The sequence below is a fragment of the Thermosulfurimonas dismutans genome, from assembly GCF_001652585.1.
Taxonomy (GTDB): Bacteria; Desulfobacterota; Thermodesulfobacteria; order Thermodesulfobacteriales; family Thermodesulfobacteriaceae; genus Thermosulfurimonas; species Thermosulfurimonas dismutans.
In genome coordinates this window covers 66,617-90,778 of sequence record NZ_LWLG01000003.1, presented here as the reverse complement: position 1 = coordinate 90,778, position 24,162 = coordinate 66,617, and the positions used below count along the sequence as shown (strand labels likewise).

25 protein-coding genes are annotated in these 24,162 nt (G+C 50.8%); 13 read left to right on the top strand and 12 right to left on the bottom strand.

Annotated elements, in window-relative coordinates; translation table 11 throughout:
• The first annotated feature begins 43 nt into the window (after positions 1 to 43).
• The 6 genes from ftsE to TDIS_RS10995 are packed head-to-tail and all read left to right on the top strand — an operon-like array spanning position 44 to position 5,019.
• On the top strand, positions 44 to 712 hold the full coding sequence (ftsE, locus tag TDIS_RS04010; protein ID WP_084270949.1) for a cell division ATP-binding protein FtsE: 669 nt from the start codon (positions 44 to 46) through the stop codon (positions 710 to 712).
• Complete coding sequence (locus TDIS_RS04005) at positions 712 to 1,578, top strand: cell division protein FtsX (protein WP_068669556.1); 867 nt, start codon at positions 712 to 714, stop codon at positions 1,576 to 1,578. The genes ftsE and TDIS_RS04005 overlap by 1 nt, the downstream gene beginning before the upstream one ends.
• Positions 1,533 to 2,696: a murein hydrolase activator EnvC family protein gene (locus TDIS_RS04000; RefSeq protein WP_161939472.1), complete on the top strand. Its 1,164-nt coding sequence runs from the start codon at positions 1,533 to 1,535 to the stop codon at positions 2,694 to 2,696. The genes TDIS_RS04005 and TDIS_RS04000 overlap by 46 nt, the downstream gene beginning before the upstream one ends.
• A gap of 4 nt (positions 2,697 to 2,700) precedes the next feature.
• On the top strand, positions 2,701 to 3,975 hold the full coding sequence (locus tag TDIS_RS03995) for a S41 family peptidase (RefSeq protein WP_068669553.1): 1,275 nt from the start codon (positions 2,701 to 2,703) through the stop codon (positions 3,973 to 3,975).
• A gap of 1 nt (position 3,976) precedes the next feature.
• Positions 3,977 to 4,879, top strand: coding sequence for a divergent polysaccharide deacetylase family protein (locus TDIS_RS03990; protein WP_084270947.1), 903 nt, complete (start codon positions 3,977 to 3,979; stop codon positions 4,877 to 4,879).
• Entirely contained in the window at positions 4,879 to 5,019 is a 141-nt protein-coding gene (locus tag TDIS_RS10995; protein ID WP_153303750.1) for a hypothetical protein, read from the top strand. Before TDIS_RS03990 ends, TDIS_RS10995 begins: the two co-directional genes overlap by 1 nt.
• Positions 5,020 to 5,085: 66 nt before the next feature.
• Here the strand turns inward: TDIS_RS10995 and TDIS_RS03985 are convergent, their stop codons facing one another.
• The 12 genes from TDIS_RS03985 to rpsB form a co-directional block, all read right to left on the bottom strand.
• A complete protein-coding gene (locus tag TDIS_RS03985; RefSeq protein ID WP_068669551.1) occupies positions 5,086 to 5,529 on the bottom strand; it encodes an Hsp20/alpha crystallin family protein in 444 nt (147 codons plus the stop codon).
• A 67-nt stretch (positions 5,530 to 5,596) separates the two neighbouring features.
• Positions 5,597 to 6,427, bottom strand: a complete 831-nt coding sequence (locus TDIS_RS03980) for an ABC transporter permease (RefSeq protein WP_068669549.1) — start codon at positions 6,425 to 6,427, stop codon at positions 5,597 to 5,599.
• Entirely contained in the window at positions 6,427 to 7,413 is a 987-nt protein-coding gene (locus TDIS_RS03975) for an ABC transporter permease (protein ID WP_068669548.1), read from the bottom strand. The genes TDIS_RS03980 and TDIS_RS03975 overlap by 1 nt, the downstream gene beginning before the upstream one ends.
• Positions 7,406 to 8,116 carry a tRNA (adenosine(37)-N6)-threonylcarbamoyltransferase complex dimerization subunit type 1 TsaB gene (tsaB, locus tag TDIS_RS03970; RefSeq protein WP_068669546.1) on the bottom strand — a complete coding sequence of 237 codons (711 nt, stop codon included), beginning with the start codon at positions 8,114 to 8,116 and terminating at the stop codon, positions 7,406 to 7,408. Before tsaB ends, TDIS_RS03975 begins: the two co-directional genes overlap by 8 nt.
• On the bottom strand, positions 8,089 to 9,174 hold the full coding sequence (gene rseP, locus TDIS_RS03965; RefSeq protein WP_068669543.1) for an RIP metalloprotease RseP: 1,086 nt from the start codon (positions 9,172 to 9,174) through the stop codon (positions 8,089 to 8,091). The genes tsaB and rseP overlap by 28 nt, the downstream gene beginning before the upstream one ends.
• A complete protein-coding gene (locus TDIS_RS03960) occupies positions 9,171 to 10,328 on the bottom strand; it encodes a 1-deoxy-D-xylulose-5-phosphate reductoisomerase (RefSeq protein WP_068669541.1) in 1,158 nt (385 codons plus the stop codon). The genes rseP and TDIS_RS03960 overlap by 4 nt, the downstream gene beginning before the upstream one ends.
• A complete protein-coding gene (locus tag TDIS_RS03955; protein WP_068669539.1) occupies positions 10,325 to 11,107 on the bottom strand; it encodes a phosphatidate cytidylyltransferase in 783 nt (260 codons plus the stop codon). The genes TDIS_RS03960 and TDIS_RS03955 overlap by 4 nt, the downstream gene beginning before the upstream one ends.
• A complete protein-coding gene (locus TDIS_RS03950; protein ID WP_068669537.1) occupies positions 11,104 to 11,820 on the bottom strand; it encodes an isoprenyl transferase in 717 nt (238 codons plus the stop codon). Before TDIS_RS03950 ends, TDIS_RS03955 begins: the two co-directional genes overlap by 4 nt.
• A gap of 5 nt (positions 11,821 to 11,825) precedes the next feature.
• A complete protein-coding gene (frr, locus tag TDIS_RS03945; protein ID WP_068669534.1) occupies positions 11,826 to 12,380 on the bottom strand; it encodes a ribosome recycling factor in 555 nt (184 codons plus the stop codon).
• A 4-nt stretch (positions 12,381 to 12,384) separates the two neighbouring features.
• Positions 12,385 to 13,101, bottom strand: coding sequence for a UMP kinase (gene pyrH / locus TDIS_RS03940; protein WP_068669533.1), 717 nt, complete (start codon positions 13,099 to 13,101; stop codon positions 12,385 to 12,387).
• Positions 13,098 to 13,697, bottom strand: coding sequence for a translation elongation factor Ts (gene tsf, locus TDIS_RS03935; protein ID WP_068669531.1), 600 nt, complete (start codon positions 13,695 to 13,697; stop codon positions 13,098 to 13,100). The genes pyrH and tsf overlap by 4 nt, the downstream gene beginning before the upstream one ends.
• 12 nt (positions 13,698 to 13,709) lie before the next feature.
• A complete protein-coding gene (gene rpsB / locus TDIS_RS03930; RefSeq protein WP_068669529.1) occupies positions 13,710 to 14,558 on the bottom strand; it encodes a 30S ribosomal protein S2 in 849 nt (282 codons plus the stop codon).
• Between the two features lie 184 nt (positions 14,559 to 14,742).
• On the opposite strand from rpsB, the gene TDIS_RS03925 reads away from it, so the two are divergent.
• The 7 genes from TDIS_RS03925 to TDIS_RS03895 are packed head-to-tail and all read left to right on the top strand — an operon-like array spanning position 14,743 to position 24,161.
• Entirely contained in the window at positions 14,743 to 15,369 is a 627-nt protein-coding gene (locus TDIS_RS03925) for a CerR family C-terminal domain-containing protein (RefSeq protein ID WP_068669527.1), read from the top strand.
• Positions 15,366 to 16,778, top strand: a complete 1,413-nt coding sequence (locus TDIS_RS03920; protein WP_068669525.1) for an efflux transporter outer membrane subunit — start codon at positions 15,366 to 15,368, stop codon at positions 16,776 to 16,778. The genes TDIS_RS03925 and TDIS_RS03920 overlap by 4 nt, the downstream gene beginning before the upstream one ends.
• Positions 16,775 to 17,926: an efflux RND transporter periplasmic adaptor subunit gene (locus TDIS_RS03915; RefSeq protein ID WP_068669523.1), complete on the top strand. Its 1,152-nt coding sequence runs from the start codon at positions 16,775 to 16,777 to the stop codon at positions 17,924 to 17,926. Before TDIS_RS03920 ends, TDIS_RS03915 begins: the two co-directional genes overlap by 4 nt.
• A complete protein-coding gene (locus tag TDIS_RS03910) occupies positions 17,926 to 21,030 on the top strand; it encodes an efflux RND transporter permease subunit (RefSeq protein ID WP_068669521.1) in 3,105 nt (1,034 codons plus the stop codon). The genes TDIS_RS03915 and TDIS_RS03910 overlap by 1 nt, the downstream gene beginning before the upstream one ends.
• Entirely contained in the window at positions 21,027 to 21,839 is an 813-nt protein-coding gene (locus TDIS_RS03905) for an electron transfer flavoprotein subunit beta/FixA family protein (RefSeq protein WP_068669520.1), read from the top strand. The genes TDIS_RS03910 and TDIS_RS03905 overlap by 4 nt, the downstream gene beginning before the upstream one ends.
• Positions 21,836 to 22,834 carry an electron transfer flavoprotein subunit alpha/FixB family protein gene (locus TDIS_RS03900; protein ID WP_068669514.1) on the top strand — a complete coding sequence of 333 codons (999 nt, stop codon included), beginning with the start codon at positions 21,836 to 21,838 and terminating at the stop codon, positions 22,832 to 22,834. Before TDIS_RS03905 ends, TDIS_RS03900 begins: the two co-directional genes overlap by 4 nt.
• Positions 22,824 to 24,161, top strand: coding sequence for an FAD-dependent oxidoreductase (locus TDIS_RS03895; RefSeq protein ID WP_068669512.1), 1,338 nt, complete (start codon positions 22,824 to 22,826; stop codon positions 24,159 to 24,161). Before TDIS_RS03900 ends, TDIS_RS03895 begins: the two co-directional genes overlap by 11 nt.
• Position 24,162: the final 1 nt, after the last annotated feature.

Genomic DNA, 24,162 nt, shown 5'->3' with positions numbered 1-24,162 from the left:
TCGAGTATAATAGCCAAAAATTCGACAAAAGAAAATCTCAAAAATGAATGTCCTGATCACCTTAGAGAAGGTTTCTAAAGTTTATCCACCTTATATTAAGGCTCTGGACGAAGTTTCTCTAAAAATCACCCGTGGAGAATTCGTTTTCATTACCGGCTCGAGCGGAGCTGGGAAGACTACTCTCTTGAACCTTATCTTCGGTTTAGAAAGGCCCTCCTCTGGAAGGATATCCTTCATGGATCTGGAATACCATAATCTCAAACGCAAAGATCTTGCGAAATTGCGAAGGAAAATGGGTTTTGTTTTCCAAGATTTCAAACTCCTTTCAGAAAAAACGGTCTATGAGAACGTCTATCTCGGCTTAGAAGTTTTAGGAATATCGGAAAAAGAAGCCCGCAAACGCATAGATAGCGTGCTTTCGAGATTAGGACTAGTTGGTCGAAAAAATTTGAAAATAAAGGCTCTGTCCGGAGGCGAAAAGCAACGGGTAGCTATTGCCAGGGCCGTAGTGAGGGAACCGGAACTCATCCTAGCAGACGAACCCACCGGAAACCTCGATCCTCAAGCAAGTCGTGAAATTTTAGAAATTATGGAAGAACTGAACGCGGAGGGCATAACCATACTTTTCGCTACCCATGATGAAAGTCTATATCAAAATCGCCATCGAAAAGTTGTACATTTAGACAAAGGACGCATTATCACCAAACAATAATGTTTGAAAAATTTCTTCAGGAAATAAAAAATAACAAAAGCTCTTATTTTGTCTCATTTTTAGTTATCAATATTTCGGTAACACTCCTACTTTTCTTCGCTTTTATATATTTCAATCTTTATTTATTCTCTCAAAAAACAGCCCAAAGTTTGGCCGTAACTATCTATTTAAAACCTGATCTCGAAGAAAAAGTAAAGCTTAGCATCCAAAAGAAGATAAAAAATTTACCGGGAATAGAAAACATAAAACTAATCAAATCGGAGCAAGTATTGGCCAAACTTCAAGAAATATTTAAGGGAACTCCTGAAATCCTCGAGGAACTAGACCTGCAAAATATACCCTCCTTTATAGAGATTACTTTCAAAAATCCACTCAAGGACTTCGAAAAGGCAAAACCCTACCTGAAACTCATTGAAAAAGAAGAAGGGGTTTTGAAGGTTAGATATGAGGAGGGTTGGCTGGGAAGAATAAACAATTTTGCTAAATCGATAAAATTATTGACTATTTTAGGAATAGGATTAATGATAGTATCATTAATATTTCTGATGAGCATAACTATAACCTTAATTCTAGAAAGACAACGGGAGGAAATAGAAATCCTTTCTCTTCTAGGGGCTACACCAGGCTATATAGCGAAGCCCAAAGTATTAGTGAGTTTCTTTATAGGTATAAGTTCTTCTCTGCTATCTTTGGGCATACTTTTGGCTCTCAAAAACTATCTAGAAAGATCTCTCTCCGGATTATTGCCCTTTTATAAAACCCACCTAATATTATTCCCTTTAAAATACTTAATTTTAGGGGTAGGAGGAATAGGATTATTTTGCGCATTAGTGTCTTGGCTTTCTGTACGGCGCTATTTTTCCTAATTCTAGCGCATTACGCTCAAGCTAGTTCTCTAAAAGAGAAAATCAAAGAAAACAGAAATCTACTTCAGAAAGCTAACTTTCAAGAAAAATATATCTTAAAAGAACTTAATGATATAGCTAAACAGATAAAAAATCTATCCCTAGCCATTACCGAAATCCAAAATAAAATCAAAAACACAAAAGAAAACCTCACAAGGATTCACACAAAAATAGAAAAATTAAAACAAAAAGAACAACAACTAAAAAACAATATATCCAAAGAAATTGGTACATTAATTACCATTTCAAAAACTACATGGATAAACTTATTATTCAATCCACAAGATATAAATGATTTCTTAAGAAGAGAAGACTACTTATATGCTATTATACAAAGCGAAGCCAACAAATTATTAGAAATCAAGAAAACGAAACAACAACTAAAAAGCCTCGAGGAAAAACTGAAGAAGGAGTTCCAAGAACTAGAAAGTAACAAAGAAAAATATAAAGAAAAAGAAAAGGAATTAAAACTATTAAAACAAGAAAAGGAAACCCTATTAACCGAAATAAGGCAGAATAAAAAATTATACAAAGAAACTCTAAGTATCTTACTGACGGCCCAAAAAGAATTGGAAAAGCTGACACAAGAAATCTCTAGGACCCGAAAAATCAAACGAGCCTCCTCTGAAGTAACCTCCAAAGGTATAATCCTGCGGCCTCTCTTTGAAGTTAAGGGTTTTCTTTATCCCCCGGTAGAAGGGCGTGTCTTAAGGTTTTTTGGCCTAGATCGCGATCTTTTTACCGGCAAGGTAAGTTTCAGTCCCGGAATTTTTATCGGGGCTCCTCCCGGAAGCAAAGTCGTGGCCCCTTTCTCGGCCAAGGTAGTAAAGGTTCGCTGGATAAAGAGTCAAGGCGAAGTCGTAGTTCTGGATCACGGCTACGATTTTACTTCCATCATTGGAGGGCTAGGAGAAACTAAGGTCTTCCCCGGACAAGAAGTCCATACGGGAGAACTTTTAGGTACCGTGGGAGCCTCCCCTTATGGACCAAGTGGAGTATATTATGAATTGAGATATGGCCAAAAACCGCAAAATCCTTTAGAATGGTTAAACTTAAAGAAACTAAAGATTCTGAGGTAAAAATATGAAAAGGAAAGTCTCAGTTATCATTCTGTTGTTATGGACTTTCTTCGGATGCTCTTGCATTTACGCCAAAGAGGCCAATCGTAAGGAAGATCCTTACGAAGCCTTAAAACTCTTTTCTCAGGTTCTTGAACTGGTAGAAGAAAACTATGTCAAAGAAGTGGCCACTAAAGATCTTATCTATGGGGCCATTGAAGGCATGTTGGCCAATCTTGACCCCCACTCTTCTTTTCTCAAACCAGAAGATTATAAGGAACTCCAGATCGAAACCAAAGGCAGCTTTACAGGTATAGGCATCGAAATCACTATTAAGGATGGTGTACTTACGGTAGTAGCTCCCATTGAAGGCACTCCTGCCTGGAAAGCGGGGCTCAAATCCGGAGACAAAATCATAAAGATTAATGGTAAGCCCACCAAGGGCATATCCCTTATGGAAGCCGTCAAGCTTCTTCGGGGGCCTAAAGGCACTAAGGTAACCATCTCTATTTTCAGAGAGGGCTTCAAAGAATTAAAGGACATCACTATTGTTCGAGACGTGATTCCCATTAAAAGTGTACGTTTTCAAACCCTTGAGCCGGGTTATGGATATGTAAGGATTTCAAGCTTCCAAGAAAAAACAGCCAAAGAACTTCGGGAGGCTTTACAAAAGCTTGAAAAACAAAACAAACCTCTAAAGGGCCTGGTCCTTGATCTGCGCAACAATCCGGGAGGCCTGTTGGAGGCCGCGGTCGAAGTGGCAGATGAATTTCTAGACGAGGGCCTTATCGTCTATACCAAAGGACGCCGGAAGGATCAGAACTTCGAATTCAAGGCCCGTCCCAATCGGCACAAACATGCCTACCCCATTGTCATTTTAGTAAATGCCGGTACGGCTTCGGCTTCGGAGATCGTGGCCGGAGCTCTTCAAGATCACCACCGGGCTGTAATTCTCGGGACCAAGACCTTTGGCAAAGGTTCCGTACAGACTATTATTCCTCTACCGGATGGCTCGGCAGTAAGACTCACCACCGCTCAGTATTACACCCCGAGTGGCCGATCCATCCAGGCCGAAGGCATCGAGCCTGACCTTGAGATACCGGAAATCAAGCCGGATTGCCTCCGGAATCATCCCCTTATTCGAGAAAAGGATCTTGAAGGCCATCTTGAAAATCCAGAAAAGACCTCCGATAATGAAACTACTACCAAGGCTCAAGACCTACTAAAAAAGGATTTTCAGTTGAGAGAGGCCCTAAAGGTCTTAAAGAGTCTCAAGGCCTTCTCTCAAATCAAGTACTGATTTGCCTAAAAGCAAACGAAAAAGGTCCCGAAGATCAAAACCTGGTATTATTCCGGGGGTCTTGGCCTGGGCGTTGGTCCTTCTCTTTCTTCTTTTCACGCTCTTGGCTCTTCTGGCAGTTTTGAGACCTAGAACGCCCAAAAAAGTCTACCCAACAAGGCCCCAAATTCCTAAAGGCAAACCCTTGGCCTCATCCCAAATCAAACCTTCCAAAAGTCACAGGGCTCCTAAAAATTTCAAAAGACCAAGGGTAGCCCTCATTATTGATGACATGGGCCAACGGCCGATCCTCGAAAGGAAATTTTTTAAGCTAGGCTTAACCCTAAACTTTTCTTTTTTACCTTATGCCCCCTTCACTGAAAAACTCGCCCGGGAGGCCCACCAAAAAGGTTTTACCGTCATGATCCACATTCCTATGGAAGCCGAAAACGAAAAAAATTCCGGTCCCGGAACCTTGAAACTCTTTATGACCGAAAAAGAAATCAAAGATAAAGTCCGAGAAATGATCTCAAGAGTCCCGTTCGCTTCTGGGGCCAATCAGCACATGGGTTCACTCTTTTCACAAGACCCCCTAAAGATGAAATGGGTCTTGGAAGTATTACGAGAAAATCACCTCTTCTTTATCGATAGTCGCACTACACCTTACACGATAGCTCCTTTCGTGGCACAAAGCCTTAAAATCCCGTTTGCAGAAAGAGGGCACTTTTTAGATAATAATCTACAGGAAGTTGCCCTTGAGAAAAGTTTTGAAAATATGTTAGCTAAAGCCAGAAAGCAAGGACGTTTGATAGTTATTGCCCATCCTCATCCTCAAACCCTAAAACTCTTAAAACATCATCGGAAAGATCTCATAGATCAAGTAACCTTAGTTCCGGTTCAAAAATTGGTGGAGGTAAGGCCTTAATGGCAAAACCTATGGGAGCCAAAAAATTGGCCGAAGAAATGTGGAAGGCTCAAAAGAAATACGGCCAGCAACCTAGATGCAGCATTTGTGGAGAACCCATTCCTTCCAAGGAAGACGCCTTCCTCGGAAGGAAAGGGTGATTTAATGTCCTGGCGTGCCGGGCACACGCCATCAGCTCTATGGTAAAAAGCTGTAAATTATAGGTACTACTTTTCAACCTTTACTTTAATGGTCTTGCCTTTGGCCTCCGCCTTTTTGGGGAGGACTATTTTAAGAACTCCATTTTTATAAGTAGCTTCTACCTTATCAGCTTCCACTTCAGCCGGAAGTTCGATGGAACGCACAAAGCTTCCATAGAGCCGCTCCATACGGTAAAAGTTTTCCTTTTTCTCTTCTCGTTCCTGCTTCTTTTCCCCTTTGATGGTCAAGAAGTTTCCAGAAAGACTGATCTCCAGATCTTCCGGCTCAAGGCCCGGCACGTCCGCCCTCACTACTACGGCCTCCTCAGTCTCTGAGACATCTACCGCCGGTGCCCATTCGAATCTCTCCCACCTTTCGGGGAACTGGGTCCTTCCAAAAAATTCATCCCAAATACGGTCAATTTCTCGCCTTAATTCCTGAAGAGGACGCCAAATGGCCAGCTCAGCCATTTTATCACCTCCTTATATTATTTTCTCTAAAAAGAAAATAGGTATTAAGAAAACAAGAGTCAAGGGTCTAAAAACGTCTCTTTCTGGGATTAGTGATTTCCTGAAGGGTCTCTCCCAAGAGATTGAAAGTGAGAACGGTAAAAAGGATCGCCAGCCCCGGAAAAACCGAAAGCCACCAGGCCACCTCAAGGCAACTCTTGCCTTCAGTGAGCATGTTTCCCCAAGATGGTATGGGCGGTTGCACTCCGAGGCCGAGAAAGGAAAGAGCAGACTCTATAAGAATAGCATTTCCGATCCCCAAAGTAGCAGCGACCAAAATGGGAGGCAGGGCGTTAGGTAGAAGATGGTAAAAGATAATCCGTAGATCCGAAGCCCCAGCCAGTCTTGCTGAAAACACAAACTCTCGCTCCCTAAGACTCAGGAACTCCGCCCGCACCAATCGAGCTACCCCCATCCAGCTCGTAAGTCCGATCACAATCATGATATTGAGGATGGAGGGTTCTAGATAGGCAATTACCGCCAGAATCAGAAAAATGGAAGGGAAACAGAGCATGATATCGATGAGGCGGGAGATCACGGTGTCCACCAGTCCGCCATAGTAGCCGGCGAGGGCTCCAAGGATCGTTCCCACGACTAGTGAAATACCCACCGCCACCAGTCCGACTTCAAGGGAAACGCGGGTACCATAGATCATCCGAGAGAGGAGGTCGCGTCCGAGGAGATCCGTTCCCAAAGGGTGTTTAAGGGTAGGCGGTTCAAGGACGTGTTGAACGTCGATAGCCAGAGGATCGTAAGGGGCAATATAAGGCGCAAACAGCGCTATCAAGATGATGACCGCGGCGGCCAGAAGGGAGCGCCTTCCCCAAGGGTGACTCCAAAGTAATCTGAAAGTCTCCATCAGGATCGGCCTTCGAGTCTAATACGGGGATCCGCCAAGGCATAACTGATATCAGCCAGTAGGTTGCCCAAAAGGGTGAGCACCGAAACTAACACCAAGTTACCCATGATTACCGGATAGTCTCGAGCCATAACCGCCTGCCACATGAGTTGTCCTACCCCTGGGATGCTGAAAATGGACTCAAAAATGACACTTCCACCCACAAGACCAGGAACCGAAAGCCCCAAGATAGTAATGATGGGAAGAAGGGCATTCCGCAAGGCGTGTTTGTACACCACCTCCCGTTCCGAAAGACCTTTAGCCCGAGCGGTAAGAATGTAGTCCTGCGAAAGGGCCTCAAGCATGCTATAGCGCATGTAGCGCGATATGCCAGCCAGCCCCCCGAAAGTAGCCACAAAAACCGGAAGAATCAGGTGTTTGGCCCAATCGAGAATCTTCTCCCAGGTACCCATGGACTCATAACCCATAAGGCTGTGGAGCCCGGAAATGGGAAGCCATCCTAGTTTTATCCCAAAAAGGAGCATGAGAAGGAGGGCCAGCCAGAAACCCGGCATAGCATAACCAATAAAGACTAATATCGTAGTTGCTCGATCGAAAAGACGGCCTTCCTTTACGGCCGAAGCTACGCCAAGCGGAATACCTATGAGCAGTATCAATAGCATGGAAAGGGCATTGATGAGGATGGTTACCGGGAGACGTTCTCGGATCTTCTCCCAGACCGGTCGCCTATCAGGGGCAAAGGAGCGCCCGAAATCGAGAGTGAATAGTCCCTTAAGCCAACGTAAGTACTGCACGTAAAGGGGCTGATCCAAACCGAATTCCGCCCTCAGTCTCTCCCGCATTTCCGGAGTGAACTTGGGATTGAATTCCGCCATAGGACTCAACGGACCTCCCGGGGCCAGGTGAATGACGGCAAAACTTATGAGCGTTATGCCGAAAAAGGTGATCACCAACGATACGAGGCGCTTAGCAAGGAAGCTAAACATTCTTCAAGCCCTTCTTTCTTTCGGCCTCTGAAGGCCTCAAATATAGGGGCACCAACGTTTCCGGATCTGCAAATTCCCCGGCTTTAACCTTTCTTTCAGCAAGATAGGCTACCGATGAGGCCCTGGCCTCTCGGAGATGTCCCGGGGCCGGAATGAACTTAGGACCAAGTTTTTCTTGGAAAAAGCTCCCATAAACCCTCAAGCCCTCGCCTAAAAAAATAGTAGGGGATTCGATCCTTTCGCAGAGAACGTCGGGCGAAAGGACAGACGGAGGCATGAGAGTTTCGAGATCCTGATCCTTGAAACGATAAAGGGCGGCATAAACTTCTCCCCTTCTGGCGTCAAACACTGGACAGAGGGGGCACGAACTTTCACGGAAGAGCGCCGCCAAGGCCGCGAGACTCTCCACGGCCACTACCGGTTTCTTAAGGGCCAGAGCCAGACCCTTCACTGTGGCCAAGCCAATTCTCAAGCCGGTAAAACTCCCCGGACCTATAGAGACCGCGAGGACCGAAACCTCCGAAAGAGACAGGCCCAGATGTTCCAGAAGGAAATCTACAGCCGGAAGGAGTCTACGAGAATAGGTCTCGGCTCCAGAAAGGACGATCTCCCCTAAAAGGCGCTCCCGGTAGAGGGCTACCCCACCGGTCTCGCCCGAAGTTTCAAAAGACAGGATCAATGGGGCCTGAATTGTGGTATCCATCGAGGGAATAATCGCGCGAGATCGTTATAAAAAACCAGCACCATAAGGGCTATAAGAAGCGCTAAGCCGATCTTCTGGAGCCTCTCCTGAGTTTGAGGTGAAAGTGGACGCCCTCTTACGGCTTCAAGGGTATAGAAGAAAAGATGTCCTCCGTCAAGCATCGGAATGGGTAAAAGGTTGATAATTCCTAGATTTACGGAAAGGACACCCGAGAAAAGAAGCAGGGCCATAAACCCCTGCTTGGCCTGCTCACCGGCCATCTGAGCAATAAGCAGAGGCCCTCCAAGGCTGGAAAGGGGCAACGCCCTCTCTATCAACTTCACTAGAGCCATGAAGGTAAGCTTCGTGACCGAAAACATCTTGGCCAGCCCCTCCCAGAAGGCCGTCCAAATAGGAAGACTTTCGGTTCGAAAGCTACCCGAAGCCACTATGCCAAGCACAGGCACCCTTTCGGTCTCTCCAAAAAGATTTTTGACTTCTCTAACCTCGGGGACCACCGTAACCACCAACGTCTCTTCACCTCGTTTGATCGTGAGGCTTAAATCTCTTCCACCGCTCCGGCGAACCTCTTGGGTGAGCTCTTCCCAGGTCTTTACGGCCACGCCGTTGATCTCAAGGATCAGATCCCCGGCCTTAAGCCCGGCTTTCTCGGCCGGACTTCCCGCCATAACCTTTCCCACTTCTGGAAGCACGTAGGGTTTGCCCTTCAATACAAAAAATAAAGAAAAAATCAGCCAGGCCAAAAAGAAGTTAAAAAGAGGTCCAGCGAAAACAATGGCCGCCCGTTGCCAAAGAGGTTTCTCTGAAAAGGCATAAGGCTTCTCCGAAGGTGAGAGAACCTCTTCACCTTCTCCCAGGAGTTTGACATATCCTCCTAAAGGAATCGCCGAAATACAGAAGTCCGTATCCCCTTTCTTGAGCCCCCAGAGCCTGGGGCCAAACCCGATGGAAAATCGTTCCACTCTTACCCCAAAGAGCCTAGCCGCCAGAAAATGGCCCCATTCATGCACTAGAATGAGAAGAGAAAGGACAAATAGAGCCGCAACGATGGTGATCATTTCATCTCCTTTATTATCTGTCGAGCCTTCCTTCTAGCCTGGTCATCCGCCCTCAAGATTTCTTCTAAACTACCGGGTTTTCCCGAAAAGGAAAACCGGTTGAGGGTCTCCTCAATAACCTGCGGAATGTGGTCAAACCGTATACTTCCTGAAAGGAAGGCCGCCACCGTCTCCTCGTTGGCGGCATTGAGGACCACTGGGAAAAAACCGCCTTTCTCGCCGGCCTCATAGGCCATCCGCAAACAGGGAAATTTTTCGAAATCTGGGGCCTCGAAAGTCAGTCGCCCGACCTCGGAGAGGTTCAAACGAGGATACGGAAGAGGCAACCTTTCGGGATAGGAAAGGGCGTAGGCGATGGGAAGTCGCATATCCGGGAGGCTCATTTGAGCCAAAGTTGAACCATCCCTAAACTCTACTAGAGAGTGAACGATGCTTTCCGGATGGATCACGACCTCGATTCTCCGGTAAGGAACCCCAAAAAGCTGATGGGCCTCAATGACCTCCAGGCCCTTGTTCATCAAAGTGGCCGAGTCCACCGTGATCTTGGCGCCCATGTGCCAGCGAGGATGTTTCAGGGCCTCTTCGGGCGTGATCTCCGAAAACCGTTCTTTAGGGGTCCTGAGGAATGGCCCCCCGGAAGCCGTGAGAATCAAGCGCGAGACCTCCCGCCGACGGTGTCCCTTGAGCACCTGAAAGAGGGCCGAGTGTTCACTGTCCACCGGAAGGATTCTGGCTCCGGTCTTGAGTCTGACTCTCCGAATAAGGTCTCCGCCCACCACCAGGGCCTCCTTGTTGGCCAGGGCCACTGTCTTTCCGACACTGAGAGCCGAAAGGGTGGGTCTTAGACCGGCCATCCCCACGATGGCCGAGACCACGAGTTCAGCCTCGGGCCAGGAGGCCACCTCGCAAAGGGCCTCCTCTCCGGAAAAGACCTCAACCTCCTTAGGAAGAGCCTCACGCACAAGCGGGTAATATTCACTTTTGAGAATAACCACCGCCTGGGGGTGGAATTTTCTGGCCTGTTCTACGAGGAGTTTCCAGTTCGAGGCCGCGGTCAGTGCCAGGACCCTAAACTTCTCCGGGAAGGCGGAGACTACCTCCAGCGTCTGTCTTCCTACCGAACCGGTTGAACCCAGAACAACCAGTTTTTTCAAAAAATCCCTCCCGAGAGGTATCCGTAAAAAAGTGGGGTGATAAAAATCAAGGCATCTACCCGATCTAAGAGTCCACCATGTCCCGGAAGGATCCAACCCGAGTCTTTGACTCCGCAGGCCCTCTTAACCATAGATTCCAAAAGATCACCCAAGGGGGCCAAGACCGAAAGAACAAAACTTACCAGCAAGGCCTCCCGGGCCCCGAATAGTCCCAACTTTCGAGAAAAGATAAAGCCCAGCACCGTTGCCAGGAAAGTCCCGCTCCAGAAACCTTCCCAGGTCTTTTTAGGACTTATGGTAGGGAAAAAGGAGTGTCTTCCAAAGAGCCTTCCCCCATAATAGGCCCCGGTGTCCGCAGAAAAGATAAGGAGAAGGAGATATAGGAGATATAGCCTTCCATGAGGGTAGGTCGGGATGGAGGCCAGCGAGAAAAAACCGAGGAAGAGATAACAGAGCCCCGAAATAGCCCGACCAAATTGTGAAAGAAAGACCTCTTTTTCGAATCGCCAAAGAAAATAAAGGGCTGGCCCTAAAAAAAGGACCCAGAAAGCTAAGAACAGGCTTTTTGATCCCAAAAGAAAGGCTAGGAAATAGACCAAAGTGCCCACCCAAAAAAGTCCCCGAGGAAAGGCCGTCATTTCCCACCACTCTCTAAAGGCGTGGCCTCCACATAGGGCAGAAACTACGAAAAATGCCCATAGAGGGGCTTTGAGGACAAAGAGCACCAGAGGCGGAATCAATACCAGGGCAGTAAAGACTCTCAGAAAATGGACACTCATACCCTTCCAAAACGGCGCTCCCTTCGCTGATAGTCGCGAAGGGCCTTCAGAAACTCCTCTTCCGTAAAATCCGGCCAAAGTACCGGCGTAAAATAAAATTCGGTATAGGCGCATTGGTATAGAAGAAAGTTGGAGATCCTCTGCTCCCCACTAGTGCGGATGAGGAGATCCGGATCTGGAAGATCCGCGGTGTAAAGATAGCGGGCAAAGGTTTCCGGCGTTATGGCCTCTGGCGAGACTTTACCGGCCTTGACCTCTTCGGCTAGCAGTCTGACCGCCCGGACGATCTCCGCCCGGCCACCGTAGCTCAGGGCTAAAACTAAAGTCATACGCGAACAGGAGGCGGTCTCCTCCTCACAGCGGGCAATCATCTCCTGGATGTCCGAAGGGAACCGCTCCCTCTCCCCTATCACCTTAAACCGGATGCCCCTGGTCTTCATCTCCGGAAGCTCTTCGCGGAGATAAGTCCGCAAAAGTTCCATCAGGACCATGATCTCTTCCTGGGGACGCTCCCAGTTTTCGCGAGAGAAGGCATAAAGGGTCAGGACCGGAATGGGTATCTCGCAGGCCTTGGTGATGATGCGCTTGACAACCTTTACCCCTTCCCGGTGGCCGTAAAAACGCGGAAGACCACGACGTCTGGCCCAGCGGCCGTTGCCATCCATGATAATGGCCACATGACGGGGAAGCCTTTCGGGATCAAGTTCCGACACCGGTCCTAAACCGTAAGGATTTCCTTTTCCTTGTCTTCCAAGATCTTCTCGATCTTTCCTATGAATTCATCCGTGAGTTTTTGGACCTCATCTTGAAAACGGTGAAACTCGTCCTCAGAGATCTCGCCTTCTTTCTTCTTTTTTTTGAGATCATCCATGAGTTCCCGTCGAATGTTTCTTATGGCCACTCGAGCTTCCTCGGCCATTTTTCTTACCAGCTTAACCAACTCTTTACGCCTTTCCTCGGTAAGAGGAGGAACGTTAATCCGAATAACCTGTCCGTCACTAGTAGGCGTAAGCCCGAGCTCAGACTCCATAATGGCCTTCTCAATGCTCTTGATGGTGGAGACATCCCAGGGCTGGATCACAATATAGCGCCCTTCCGAAACCGTCACGGTGGCCATCTGGGGAATGGGCATCTTGGTGCCGTAATAATCCACCTTGATACCCTCAAGGAGGCTGACCGAGGCCCGGCCGGTACGCACCCGGGCCATTTCCTCCTTAAAGGTCTTTACCGTTTTATCCATCCGCCGTCGGCCGTCCTCGAAAAGTTCCTTCATCCTCTCACCCCCCTATAAGCGTACCCACGTTTTCTCCGCAAACGGCCCTCTTGATGTTGCCGCTTTTAAGCATATCGAATACCAAGACCGGAAGGCCGTATTCTCGAGCTAAAGAAATAGCCGTAGCGTCCATAACCTTAAGGCCGCGGCTCAAAACTTCGTCATAGGAAAGGCTATTGTATTTTTGAGCCGCGGGATTCTTTATCGGATCGTCGCTATAGACACCGTCTACCTTGGTGGCCTTAAAAAGGACTTCGGCCTTGATCTCAAGGGCCCTGAGAGCGGCGGCAGTATCAGTAGTAAAGAAAGGATTACCCGTACCACAGGCAAAAATGACCACCCTGCCCTTCTCAAGATGTCTTAGGGCCCGTCCTCGGATATAGGGCTCGGCCACGGCCCGGACCTCAAGCGCTGAAAGCACCCGCGAAGGCACCTTCTCAAGCTCCAGCGCATCCTGAAGGGCCAGGGCGTTTATCAGCGTGGCCAGCATACCCATATAGTCCGCCCGGGCCCGGTCCATGCCCTTGGCCGCCCCGGAAATCCCTCGAAAGATATTGCCACCGCCGATCACGATTCCCATCGAGACCCCTAGGGCATGAACCTCAGCAATCTCCCGGGCGATTTTAAACATCACCTCCGGGCTTATGCCATAGCCCGCCTCGCCCATCAAGGCCTCACCCGAGAGCTTTAGAAGAATTCGACGATACTTCGGTTCCACTATTCCTCACCTACCTGGAATCGAGCGAAGCGGCGAATAACGATCTTCTCGCCGGTCTTGGTGATGAGTTCATTCAAGAGATCCTGAATAGTGAGGTCCGGATTCTTGATATAAGGCTGTTCAAGGAGCACGGCCTCTTGATAGAACTTCTCAAGCTTCCCCTGAACGATCTTCTCGATCACGTTTTCGGGCTTGCCGCTCTCCCGGGCCTGCTCCTCGTAAAGCTTCTTCTCCCTCTCCAGAACCTCCTGAGGCACCTCCTCACGGCTCACAGCCACCGGATTGGTGGCCGCGATCTGCATGGCCACATTGTGGGCAAACTCCTTGAATTCGTCTGTACGGGCCACAAAGTCCGTTTCGCAGTTAATCTCGACTAACACCCCAATCTTATTGTTGGCGTGGATATAGGCTGCCACCACCCCTTCGCTGGTGGCCTTGGCCGCCCGCTTGGCCGCAATGGCCAGCCCCTTCTTCCTTAGTATATCCACGGCCTTTTCCATATCACCGCCGGCCTCTTGGAGGGCCTTTTTACAGTCCATGAAACCGGCGGCGGTGCGAGCCCGCAGTTCCTTAATCATCTCCATAGTAATCTCGGCCATTTCTCTACCTCCCTATTCCTCTTCTTTTTCTATAGCCTTGGCCTCTTCCTCAAACTCGGCCTCTCTCTCTTCTTCCTTAAGCACCTCTTCGATGATGGCCTGGGCCTTCTCCTCCTCGGAAAGTTCGGCCGCCGTCTCCTCGGCCTCCTTGTCGCTTTCGGCCGCCATCTTCTCCCGGTAGATCTCAAGACCCTCAAGGACAGCATCTGCGATCTTGGAGGTCAGAAGCTTTATGGCTCGAATGGCGTCGTCGTTCCCAGGAATGATGTAGTCTATGAGATCCGGGTCGCAATTGGTGTCGGTAATGGCCACCACCGGGATACCTAGCTTCCTAGCCTCAAGGACTGCGATCTCTTCCTTTTTGGGGTCCACCACATAGAGGGCCTGGGGTAGGCTTTCCATGTCCTTGATACCCCCTAGGTTCCGCTCAAGCTTCTGACGCAGTCGCTCAAGTTTCAACCTCTCTTTTTTTGGAAATCTTTCAATAGTTCCGTCCTCCATCCACTGCTCAATGCGTTTGAGCTTTTCCACGCTCTGCCGGATGGTCTTAAAATTGGTAAGCGTTCCTCCCAACCAGCGATGATCCACATAATACATGCCACATCGCTGGGCCTCCTCTCGAATGGTGTCTTGGGCCTGCTTTTTGGTACCCACAAAGAGGATTTTTCCACCCTCGGCCACTGTATTCACCACGAACTCATAGGCGGTCTCAAAGTATTTGAGAGTCTGCTGAAGATCAATGATGTGGATACCGTTTCTCTCCCCAAAGATAAAAGGTTTCATCTTGGGGTTCCAGCGACGGGTCTGATGACCGAAATGCACTCCGGCCTCGAGGAGTTGTTTCATGGTAAGGTGAGACATTGAACTACCTCCTTTGGGGTTTTGTCCTCCGCCCCAGGCCCTCGCCATCCGGACTAGACCGGACACCCCCGAGGGCCCAAAATTCGGGCGTGTGTTCTTAATTTGAGTCGCTTTTTTACCACCACAACCCGATTTGTGCAAGTCAAACTTGCGTTTCAAACATTTGTTTGATACATAAGAACGTATGGAAAGATCGGATTTACGGGAAAGACTCCTTGAGATAGCCGAAGAGATCTTTGCCAAGCGGGGCTTTGCGGAGGCTGGAGTTCGAGAGATCACTTCGCAGGCGGGCTGCAACGTAGCGGCGGTAAACTACCACTTCGGAGGCAAGAAGAAACTTTACCTCGCGGTGATAAAAGAAAGATGGCTTCCGAGAACCCGCAAGGTAAAGGAGGAATTTTTGAAAAATCTCAAAAGCACTCACCAAGGGCTCGAAGGAGTTATTGTAGCCCTAATCAGGGCCTTTTTCGAAAATCCTTTTTCGGAAAGAGAAAGATGGCGGCACAGGCGGCTTCTGGCTCAGGAGCTGGCCCAGCCCACCGAGGCCTTTGATCTCATGTTGGCCGAGGGCCTGAGACCTCTTCTTGAGGCCATAGGTGAGGCCTTAAAGGCCCATCTGCCGGCGGATCTCTCGGAACGGAAGGTCCGGCTTGCAGTCTTCAGCCTTATCGGGCAAATCCTCTACTTCAATTTTGCCTGGCCTATTGTTCGAGATTTTCTCAGAGAACCTTCGTCCGAAAACCTAAAAGACGAAATCATCGAACATATAAAGGCCTTCTCTTTAATGGGCCTCAAAGGACTTGCAGCATGAAAAAGGCCAAGGCCTTCCTTTTCTTACTGATATTTTTTTCGGCCTGTGCCCCGAAGGTCGAAATAAAAAGAGATCTGCCGCCTCTTCCTGAAAGCTTCGCCAATTCCCCGGCTAACTCCACTTTGCCCCAACTTCCCGAAAGATGGTGGGAGATTTTCGAGATTGAAGAGCTTAACCGTTTGGTAGAAAAGGTCCTTTCCGCAAATCACGATCTAACCAAGGCCCGCTTCCGAATAGAGGAGCTTTCGGCAAGGCTCAAAAAGGCCAGGGCCGAAAGGTTTCCAGAAGTAAACCTCGATTTTTCGGGAAGACGTTCCCGGACGCGCTTGTCGAGAGGCATCGGTCCTCCACAAGGCTTTATTTATGGAGAGTTTCAGGGGGCTGTTCTAGCCTCCTACGAGGTTGACCTCTGGCGGAGGCTTTCTTCCGCGGAAAAAGCAGCCTATTTCGAAGTTCTCTCCGCCGAGGAGTCTCGTTTGGCCCTGGCCCAGAGCCTTGCGGCTGAGGCAGTCTCCCGCTATCTCGAGGCCGCCTTTTATAACTGCGAGCTCAAGGTCCTCTCAGAGGAAGTCAAGGTCTCAGAGAAACGCCTTTCACTCCTACGAAAACGTTTTGAGGTTGGTCTTTTCCCGGCGGCCCGCCTTCTTGAGGAGGAAAAAAAATTTTCAGCTTTAAGGGCCTTACTTCCGGAGACCAGACGGGCCCTTCGCGAGGCCCTGCAAGAACTTGAGCTCCTTTCCGGTAGCTACCCCGCGGGGACTTTCCAGATCCGAGAGACCTCCTCGGTTTGCAAGTCTGAAATTTCACCGCCTCCGCCAGGCCTGCCATCGGAACTTCTTAAAAGACGACCGGACATCCGGGCCGCGGAAGCCAAACTTCGAGCTGCAGCCGAAATGGTAAAGGTCGCCCGGGCGGCCCGTTTTCCCCACTTGATGCTTACCGTCGAAGAGGGACGAGTATCCAACGCCCTTTCGGATCTTCTTTCGCGCCAAAACCGCCTCTGGACCCTTTCTTTCGATCTCACTCAACCCCTCTTTAATGCCGGCGAACTAAAAGCCGAGGAAGAAGCCTCCAGAAAAATTTTAAGGCAGGCCGAGGAGGAGTACGTCCAGACCGTGCTTGAGGCCTTTCGAGAGGTAGAATTCGGTCTCCTTTCCGAGGAAAAACTGAGAAGGGTGCTTTTAGAAACTCAAAAAGAACTTACGGCCGCAAACCTCAGGCTTTCTTTTTACGAAAATCGTTTCAAAAAGGGATTGATATCCCTTCCAGATTATCTGGATTTTAAGATCCAGACTCTTGAGGCCCAAAGAAAGGTCCTTCGGGCCCGGCGTTCGCTCATCCTCAACCGGATCTTCCTCTTTAGGGCCCTTGGAGGCGGATTCAGTCTCCCAGGAAAGGAGGCATCATGAAAAAAAGGGGGCTACTTCAGGCACTTGCAGCTTCTTTGATCCTTGCGATGGGTCTCGGTATTTCTTACCATCTCATTTCCTCTCGTCCAAAGCCTCCGGCCAAAAGGAGGGAAAAACCCGTTCTAGTGGTAAAGACTGTGGAAGTAAAGCCTCAGGCCTTCACCTACACTGTGGAGACCACCGGAACGGTGGTGGCCCCGCGTCAAATCGAGCTTTCGGCCGAGGTCTCCGGAAAGATCATCTATGTCTCCCCCAAACTCCTTCCCGGCGAAGTAGTACTTGAGGACGAGGTCCTGATAAAGATCGACCCTACGGATTACGAAGCCGCAGTGGTCCGGGCCGAGGCCGAGCTCAAACAGGCCGAAAGGGTCCTTGCCGAGCTTTCGGCCGAGGCCGAACGCTCCGTGGCCGAGTGGAGGGCCCTTCATCCCGAAAGCCCTCCTCCGCCACTGGTGGCCAAAAAGCCCCAGCTTGCCGAGGCCCGGGCCGCAGTTTCGGCCGCAAGAGCCGCCTTAAAGAAGGCCCGGACCGACCTCAAACGGACGGAAATTCGGGCTCCCTACAAAGCCCGCGTCCTTGAGGTCCACGCTGAGGTCGGAAGCTATGCCAGCCCGGGAAGGATCCTAGCCGTGCTCTACCCTCTCTCGGGACTTGAGATCTACGCCCCGGTGGCTGACCACTTCCTGCCCTACATAGCAGTCCCGGGGCTTAATGCTCCCGCCAAGGCCCCGGGGTCCCCTGCCGAAATCTTTTGGGAGGCCGGGGAAGCGGTCTTTCGATATCCCGGCCGAATCATCCGGGCCGCAGGGGCAGTGGAAGAAAAAACGAGGCTCCTTCCCCTTTATCTCCGGGCCAAAGAATCCTCCCAAACCCCTCCCCTCCTTCCGGGGGTTTTCGTCACGGTGAGAATACTGGGGAGGAGTTTTCCCGAGGTCTTTATACTTCCGAAAGAGGCCCTAAATCGGGACCTCGGGGAGACCTTCGTCTGGGTGGTCAATTCCGAAGAAAGGCTTGAGAGGCGGCCAGTTAAAGTCCTTTACGAGGACGAAAAGCGGGTGGTCGTAACCGAAGGACTTTCGGCCGGAGAAAAGGTGGTGGCTCAGCGTTTGAGAGGCGCGGTTTCCGGAATGCTCGTAAGGGAAAGGTAATGAGAGGGATTATCTCCTGGTTTGCCCAAAACCATGTGGCCGCTAATCTCCTCATGCTTTTTGTGCTTGCGGCCGGGGTGCTTACGCTTTTCAGCATCAAGGTGGAGATCTTCCCCGAGGTGGCCGCTGACCAGATCGTGATCAAGGTGGAGTACCGAGGGGCCTCCCCCCAGGAGATTGAAGAGTCGGTCATAAAACCCATCGAAGAAAGGATTGCCTCTCTTTCCGGGATTGACCGTATCCTCTCTGTGGCGCGGGAGGGCGAGGGCCGCATCACGGTGGAGGTCCTTGAGGGCTGGGATGCCCGGGAGCTTCTCGACGAGGTGAAGACCGAGGTAGACGGCATCACCACTCTTCCCGCCCAGGCCGAAAGACCCATCGTGAAAAAGGTCATTATCCGGCACGAAGTCATCAACCTCGTCCTCTCCGGCGAAGTAGACAAAGAAACTCTCAAATATTGGACCGAAAGGATAAAGGACTACCTCCTTGCCCTTCCGGGCATAACCGAGGTGGATTATTTCGGGCTTTTCCCCCGGGAGATCCACATCGAAATTCCAGAAAAAAAACTCCGGAAGTACGGCCTGAGTCTTTCCGCCATCGCCGAACTCGTTCAGAGGGGATCCCTGGATCTTCCGGCCGGGCGTCTAAAAAACCCTCACGAGGAATACCTGGTGAGGGTCCGCGGCAAGCGCTACTTCGGCGAGGAATACGAGACTTTAAGGCTCCTCGGCGGTGAAAAGGGCGGAACCCTCTATCTGCGAGACCTTTCCGAGATCCGTGAAGAACTCCGTGACAGTTTCGACTACGCCGTCCTTTACAACGGTAAACCGGCGGCGGTGATCGAGATTTTCCGGGTCGGAGAACAGAATGTGCTTGACATCGCGCGCACGGTTAAAACCCATCTTCCGGAGATACAGGCCCTCCTTCCCTCGCCCTTAAAGCTTGAGATCATGAGGGATCGCACGGACATCCTTTGGTCACGAATAAAGCTCCTCCTAAAAAATATGGCCCTCGGGATGGTCATCGTTATCGTGCTCTTATCTCTCTTTCTGCACCTCAATCTCGCCTTCTGGGTAGTCCTCGGGATTCCTATTTCCTTTGCCTTCGGTCTCTGGCTCATGCCCCATTTCGGGGTCTCTATCAACATGATCTCCCTTTTTGCCTTCATCTTGGTCCTGGGTATCGTGGTGGACGACGCTATTGTGGTGGGAGAAAACATCTTCAAACACCGGGAAGCCGGGGCAACTCGGCTTTCGGCCGCGGTGGGAGGCACCCTAGAAGTGGCGAATCCGGTCATCTTCTCCGTGCTTACCACCATCGCAGCCTTCTGGCCCCTCCTTTACGGCGTGGGCTCCATGGGAAGATTCATGCGAGTGATCCCGGTGGTAGTCATTCTGGTGCTTGCGGGTTCTCTGCTTGAAGCCCTTTTAGTGCTCCCGACCCATCTCATGGGGGCCAAAATCCCCAAAAAGAAACCGGCCCTCTCAAACAACCTTGAAAGGTTCGTCGAGAAACTGTATCGGCCCTTTCTTTTTAAGGCCCTTTCCGTTCGCTGGGTTACGCTCTCGGCCCTCACGGCTTTACTTTTGATGGTCTTTTCCCTTTGGATCGGAGGCAAACTCCGTTTCAGCTTTTTCCCAAGGGTGGAAGGTAATCGACTCAAATGCACCTTGAGGATGCCTGCCGGAACGCCTTTTGAGGAAACCCTCTCCGTGGCCAAGAAAATTGAGGCCGCAGGCCTCAAGGTCGTGGCCGAGGCCGAACGAAAGTACGAGAAAAAACTTCTCGAGTACAGTCTAATTTCCGTAGGGGCCACCATTTCAGGGCCTCACGGGGGGCCACCGGAAATGGGGAGTCATATCGCCGGAATCGAGATCCGGCTGGTGGAAGCCGAAAAGCGCTCCGGCGTAAGCGTAAAGGCGTTGGTCTCGGCCTGGAGAAAGGCGGTGGGGACGATCCCGGAGGCCGACTCGATTACCTTCTCCGGAGAACTCTTTTCTTTCGGGAAACCCATAGAAGTAGCTCTTTCGCATCCTGAAGAAGAGGTGCTTTTGGCCGCGATCGAGGAGTTGAAGAGCAAACTTTCGAAGATAAAGGGTGTCTATGACGTGGAGGACAGCCATGTGGAGGGCAAAGAGGAGTTGCGTTTCCGTTTAAAACCTGGGGCCAAGAGCCTCGGGGTCACGCTGGCCGATATCGCCCGTACGGTACGCTCGAGCTTTTACGGGGCCGAGGCCCTACGATTTCAGCGGGGCGAGGACGAAATCTCGGTTTTGGTAAGACTTCCTGAGAAGGAAAGAGAGACCCTCGAAACCCTTAAAAGACTGCGTGTAAGGCTTTCTGATGGGCGGGAAATCCCCTTCCTTGAGGTCGCAGACCCTTTTTTCGCCCCTGGGTATGTGTCCCTTGAGCGCCTAAACCGTAAGCGGGTAATCTATGTGCGAGCCGAAGTGGACGAAAACGAGCTTACCGGAAGCGAAGCCCGCCGCATTCTAAAGAGCGAACTCCTCCCCGAGCTCGCCGAACGCTACCCGGGCCTCCTATATTCCTTTGAAGGTGAGGGACGGGAGGAAACCCGCACCATGCAGGAGCTCAAAAAAGAGTTCTTTCTGGCCCTCATCCTCGTTTACACCCTGATCGCCATCCCCCTGCGCTCCTTCTCTCAGCCCCTGATCATCATGCTGGCCATCCCCTTCGGCATCGTAGGGGCCTTTCTGGGGCACCTCCTCCTGGGGCACTCACTTTCCATCCTGAGTCTTTTTGGTATCGTGGGGCTTTCCGGGGTGGTGGTAAACGACGCCATCATCCTGGTTGACCTTATAAATCGCCAACGGCGTGAGGGCCTGCCGCTTCGGGAGGCCGTGGTCAACGCCTGTCTCAGGCGCTTCCGCCCGGTCATGCTAACCACCCTTACCACCTTCTTCGGTTTGACCCCCATGATCTTTGAGAAAAGTATTCAGGCCAAATTCTTAATTCCTATGGCCATAAGTCTGGCTTTCGGCGTCCTTTTCGCCACCGTGATCACCCTGGTGCTAGTGCCAACCTGCTACTTGATTTTTGAGGATCTTTCTGCCATTATAAAATCAGAGGAGCCAAGGAAATGAACATTCTGGTTTCCATAAAACAGGTCCCAGATACCACTAATATCCGTATTAATCCCGAGACCGGCACCTTAGTGCGGGAAGGCGTACCCTCCATCATAAATCCCTATGACGCCAGCGCCTTAGCCCTAGCCTCGAAATTAAAGAGACGTTACGGTGCGAAGATTACCGTTATTACCATGGGGCCTCCCCAAGCTGAAGCCGCCCTGAAAGAGGCCGTGGAGTATGGAGCTGACCGGATCATCCTCCTTTCGGACCGCAAGTTCGCCGGGGCTGACACCCTGGCCACCAGCTACACCTTGGCCGAAACTATAAAGTATTTGGCTGGTGAGGCGCCTTTTGATCTGCTTCTTTTCGGCAAACAAGCCATTGATGGGGATACCGCCCAGGTGGGTCCTGGAGTGGCCCGTAGATTAGGGGTACCCCTTATCACCTACGTAGTAAAGGTGGAAAAGCTAGATACCGAGACCCGAGAAATTGTTGTTCATCGGAAAACTGAAAGGGGCATAGAGATTTTAAAGGCCCCGCTTCCGGTGCTTATAACCTGCGACCGGGAAGTGGGAGAGCCGCCTTTCTCGCCCCTTTCGGAACTCATCCGAGCCGCCAAAAGCAAGCCAGAGGTCTTTTCCGCGGAAAATCCGGTACCTCTTGAGAGGGCCAAATTAGGACTGAAGGGCTCCCCCACCCGGGTCCACCGTGTCTTCACGCCGGAACTCAAGAGTCCTGGAGAAAGGATCTTTGTTTCCGAAGCCGGAGTTTCGACGGTGGTGGAAAAAATCATTACAGCCCTGAAAGAGAAGGGGGTACTGTGAAACCCAAAGTCTGGGTCTTTGTGGAACAGGAGGAAGGTAAAGCACATCCGGTCTCCTGGGAACTTCTGGGAAAGGCCCGAGAGCTAGCTGAAGCCCTTTCGGGAGAGGTAGAGGCCTTGGTTCTGGGCCAGGGGGTGGAACTCATCGCCAAGGAGGCCATCACTTACGGGGCCGAAAGGGTTTATATGATAGACGATCCCGTCCTTGAATATTACCGAAACGAAACTTACGCCCACGGGGTCATTAAACTCTGCGAAAAGTATCGTCCAGAGATTCTTCTTTTGGGCGCCACCACTATGGGACGGGATCTCGCGGGCTCCATCGCCACTGCGCTTGAAACCGGACTTACTGCCGATGTCACCGGGCTTGAGATTGATCCGGAGACCAAAAACCTCATCATGACCCGACCGGCTTTTGGCGGAAACATCATGGCTTCCATCCTCTGTCCTGATCATCGCCCCCAAATGTCAACCGTCCGCCCACGTACCTTCCCACTCCCTGAAAAAGACGAAACCCGTCAGGGGGAGATCGTACGCGAAGACCTCGGTCTTTCAGAGAACGAGGTTAAAGTAAAACGAGTAGGGTTTATTCCTAAGGAAAAAACCGTCAATTTGGAGTATGCAGACGTGGTGGTCTCCGGCGGCCGAGGACTTGGAGGTCCGGAGGGCTTCAAGCTCCTTCGCGAACTTGCAGAGCTTCTCGACGGTGAAGTAGGGGCCAGCCGTGCGGTAGTAGACGCCGGCTGGATCGACTACGAGTACCAGGTGGGCCAAACAGGAAAGACCGTAAGGCCCAGAGTCTATATCGCTTGTGGCATCTCCGGGGCTATTCAGCACCGGGTGGGTATGCAAAACTCGGATCTCATCATCGCGGTGAACACCGATCCTGAGGCCCCCATTTTTAGGATTGCCGATCTCGGTATCGTAGGCGATCTTTACGAAGTCCTACCGGAACTTATCGAGGCCATTAAGAAGGAAAAAAGTTATGAGCAATAGCTTCCGCTACGATGTAGTAGTGGTAGGAGGAGGGCCAGCGGGTCTTTCCGCGGCCATGACCTGCGCTCGGCATGGTCTTTCCGTCATCCTTCTTGAGAGAGGACGTTTTGCCGGGGCCAAAAATCTCTTCGGGGGTGTGGTCTACACGGAATCCGTATTAAGTCTCGCACCGGACCTCTTTTCGGAAAAAAGACTCCCCTTTGAACGTCCGGTAACGGAGGAGGGTTGGTGGCTCCTTTCCGAAGACGGGGTGGTGAAGATCACTCACACGGAAAAGGGCCTTTATGAAAAACCGCCCCGGGCTTACACGGCCTTCAGGGCCCGGTTTGATCCCTGGCTGGCCCAAAAGGCCGAAGAGGCTGGCGTACTGGTTATACCCAAGGTAAAGGTTCTAGATCTCATCTGTGCAAACGGCAAAGTCTCGGGAGTATTAGTTGATAGACCACGGGACTGGGAGAGTTCGGAGCTGGCCGAGGTGCGAGCTCCGGTGACCATTATCTCTGAGGGGGTAAATCGTCTCCTTACCCAGAAGGCCGGCCTCATTCCGCGGGATTTCACCCCGGAGGAGGTGGCGCTTTCAGTAAAAGAGGTTATCCAGCTTCCCAAGGGCGAGGTAGAAAAACGCTTCGGACTTTCCGAGGATGAAGGCCTCGCGGTGGAACTCCTAGGGGAGGCCACTCTGGGCTTTCCGGGAAGCGGATTCCTTTACACCAACACCACTTCCGTGTCCTTGGGCGTGGGGCTTTTTCTTTCGGACTTTGCCGAAAAGGGCTTAAAGCCCTATGAGCTTTTGGAAAATCTTAAAAAACATCCTGTTATGGCTAGGCTACTTTCAGGGGGAGAAACCCTGGAGTACGGGGCCCATCTCATTCCAGAATGGGGACTTGAGGGTCTTCCGAGGCTTTGCGGCGAAGGGGTCATGGTAGTAGGAGACGCCGCTGGCCTGGTGAACCCGCTCTTCAGGGAGGGTACCAATCTGGCCATCTACTCCGGTATCATGGCTGGGAAGGCCGCGGTCTTCGCCCATGAGAAAGGAGACTTTGGCCACGAGACGCTCAAACTCTATGAGGAGGCCTTCAGGGAAAGCTATATCTACCGGGATCTAAAGTATTTCCGCAGGCTCAAGAAGTTCCTACGAGAGAACCGGAGTCTATTTGCGGATTATCCGGAAATCATCAATCGGGTGCTGCATCTCTATCTTTCCGCCCAGGGACGGGCCAAGGAGGAGGTCTTCCAGGAAATCTTTGGGTTGTTTAGAAAGAGGCGTGGCCTCACCGGTCTCCTCCGGGACTTTGTAAAAACCTTCAGGTTCTTTAAGGGATGGTAAA